The sequence below is a fragment of the Streptomyces sp. NPDC058469 genome, from assembly GCF_042721125.1.
Lineage (GTDB): Bacteria > Actinomycetota > Actinomycetes > Streptomycetales > Streptomycetaceae > Streptomyces.
Genome location: NZ_JBHXME010000198.1, coordinates 16,330 through 18,151, shown reverse-complemented (window position 1 = coordinate 18,151; position 1,822 = coordinate 16,330). Strand labels below are relative to the sequence as shown.

Genomic DNA, 1,822 nt, shown 5'->3' with positions numbered 1-1,822 from the left:
GCGCCGAAGTGTCACACTTCCGCGCGGAGGGTCCCCTCTGGCGGGCACGGGCAAGGACCGCACCGCTCAAGTTCGAAAACCCGGTTTGGGGGGTGGGCAGGGCGACTTCGACGCAGTTGCCGCCCTCGTCGTCGCTGTAGCTCGACTTGAACCACTTCAGCTGGTCACTCATGGCTGATCCACCATCCGTTCGGCGAAACGGGCCGACTCAGCGGGGCTGAGAGCCTGCGCGCGGATCATGCTAAGCCGCTCGGTCACCCGGCTGACAACCTCCGGATCGGCCGACAGCTCGCTGGCGAACGGGCCCTCCGCATAGGCGAACCGCTCATGGTCGCGGGTCTCCAGCAGCACCATGGACCCCATGAGGGCCGAGGGGATGGCCCGTTCGAAGGGGAGCACCTGCACGGTGACGTTCCGCAGACGGGACACCTCCAGCAGACGGCGCAGCTGTTCGGTGTCCACCAGGGGACTGCGCAGCACCGCCTCGTAGAGGACGAAACTCAGGGCCACCGGCGGCTTCCGCTCGGTGAGGATGGCCTGCCGCTCCATGCGTCCCTCGATCCGCTCCTCCACCGTCTCCTCGTCCAGGGGCGGGCAGCGGTTCTCGATCAGCGTGCGCGCGTACCCCGGCGTCTGCAACAGCCCCGGGACGACCGTGGTCTCGTACGACCAGTGGCTGATCGCCTCCTTCTCCCGCTCCATGAAGTCCTGTGCTCGCGCCGGAAATTTCTCCTTCTGCAGGTAATCCTTGGCCGCGCTCAGCAACCCCTCAGCCCGGCACAACCCATCGGCCACGTCGAGCACGCGCGGCGTCGGCATGCGTACGCCCTGCTCCATCGACTTGATGGTGTCCGGCGAGTAGTTGGAGGCGGCGGCCAGCTCCTCCCGGCTCACGTTGGCCTTGGTGCGCCACCGCTTCAGCTGGTTCCCGCTGTACCGCCAGGCCACAGGCGGCGGCAGGGAGTTGGCGGCGTTGGACTGGCCCGGCACAGCACCCACCTCCGACCGATACACCCCGGCGTGTATCACCTCAGTCACTACCGAGCGTAGCTTCGCAAACGCCACCGTGTGACCATGACCGACTCAATTCACCTGCCGGACTGGATTCCCGCGTCCGGCCACCAACTCCGCCTCACCGGCGTCTACTTCGACGCCGTACGCATCGAAGGCGTACGGGGAGAACGGGTCGCCACGCGTCTCATCGAGGCCGCCGACGGGGATGCGGGGCCTGTCGTCTGCGAGGCCGCCGGGTTCCGGTGGATGTACTTCCTGCTGGCAGCCGGGGAGGTCCGTCGGCACAACTGGCCTTTGGGTGTGCAGCAGTTCGGCGGCCGGGGCACTCGTACTGTCACGTACATCGGGATTCCGGCGCTGGACGGGAACACGTGGCCGTTGCGGTGGTACAGCGAGCCTACGGTTACGGCGCCGTTTGTGGAGGCGGGGCGGTTGGGGGCGGTGCTGGCGTTGGTGGGGGCGTAGGTCAGGGCTGTTGGGCGCGCGCGGCGGCGAGATTCGCGCGGACGGCCGCTGTCGTCGGGTGGTCCTCGCCCAGTACACGAAGACAGTCGGCAAGTGCCTGCTCATACAGCGGGATCGCCCGCGCCACATCACCCGACGCCTGATATGCGTAAGCCAGGTTGTTCTGCGAAGCCAGCGTGTGCGGGTGATCCCCACCCAACACCCGCACACGATCCTCCAACACCCGCTCGTACAACCGGATCGCCCGCACCACATCACCCGACGCCTGATACGCGTAAGCCAGGTTGTTCCGCGACTGCAACGTGTCCGGGTGATCCCCACCCAACACCCGCACACAATCCTC

General features: G+C 67.2%; 4 protein-coding genes. 1 reads left to right on the top strand and 3 read right to left on the bottom strand.

The window, feature by feature from the left end; translation table 11 throughout:
- A partial coding sequence (locus ACFWP5_RS46250) for a DUF397 domain-containing protein (RefSeq protein ID WP_384171339.1) occupies positions 1–172 on the bottom strand: 172 nt, incomplete at its 3' end.
- Positions 169–990, bottom strand: a complete 822-nt coding sequence (locus tag ACFWP5_RS46245; protein ID WP_384171330.1) for a helix-turn-helix domain-containing protein — start codon at positions 988–990, stop codon at positions 169–171. The genes ACFWP5_RS46245 and ACFWP5_RS46250, both read right to left, overlap by 4 nt.
- A gap of 78 nt (positions 991–1,068) precedes the next feature.
- Here ACFWP5_RS46245 and ACFWP5_RS46240 point away from each other — a divergent pair, with 78 nt between their 5' ends.
- Complete coding sequence (locus tag ACFWP5_RS46240) at positions 1,069–1,479, top strand: hypothetical protein (RefSeq protein ID WP_384171327.1); 411 nt, start codon at positions 1,069–1,071, stop codon at positions 1,477–1,479.
- 1 nt (position 1,480) lies between these two features.
- Here the strand turns inward: ACFWP5_RS46240 and ACFWP5_RS46235 are convergent.
- On the bottom strand, positions 1,481–1,822 hold a 342-nt coding region (locus ACFWP5_RS46235), incomplete at its 5' end, for a tetratricopeptide repeat protein (RefSeq protein WP_384171324.1).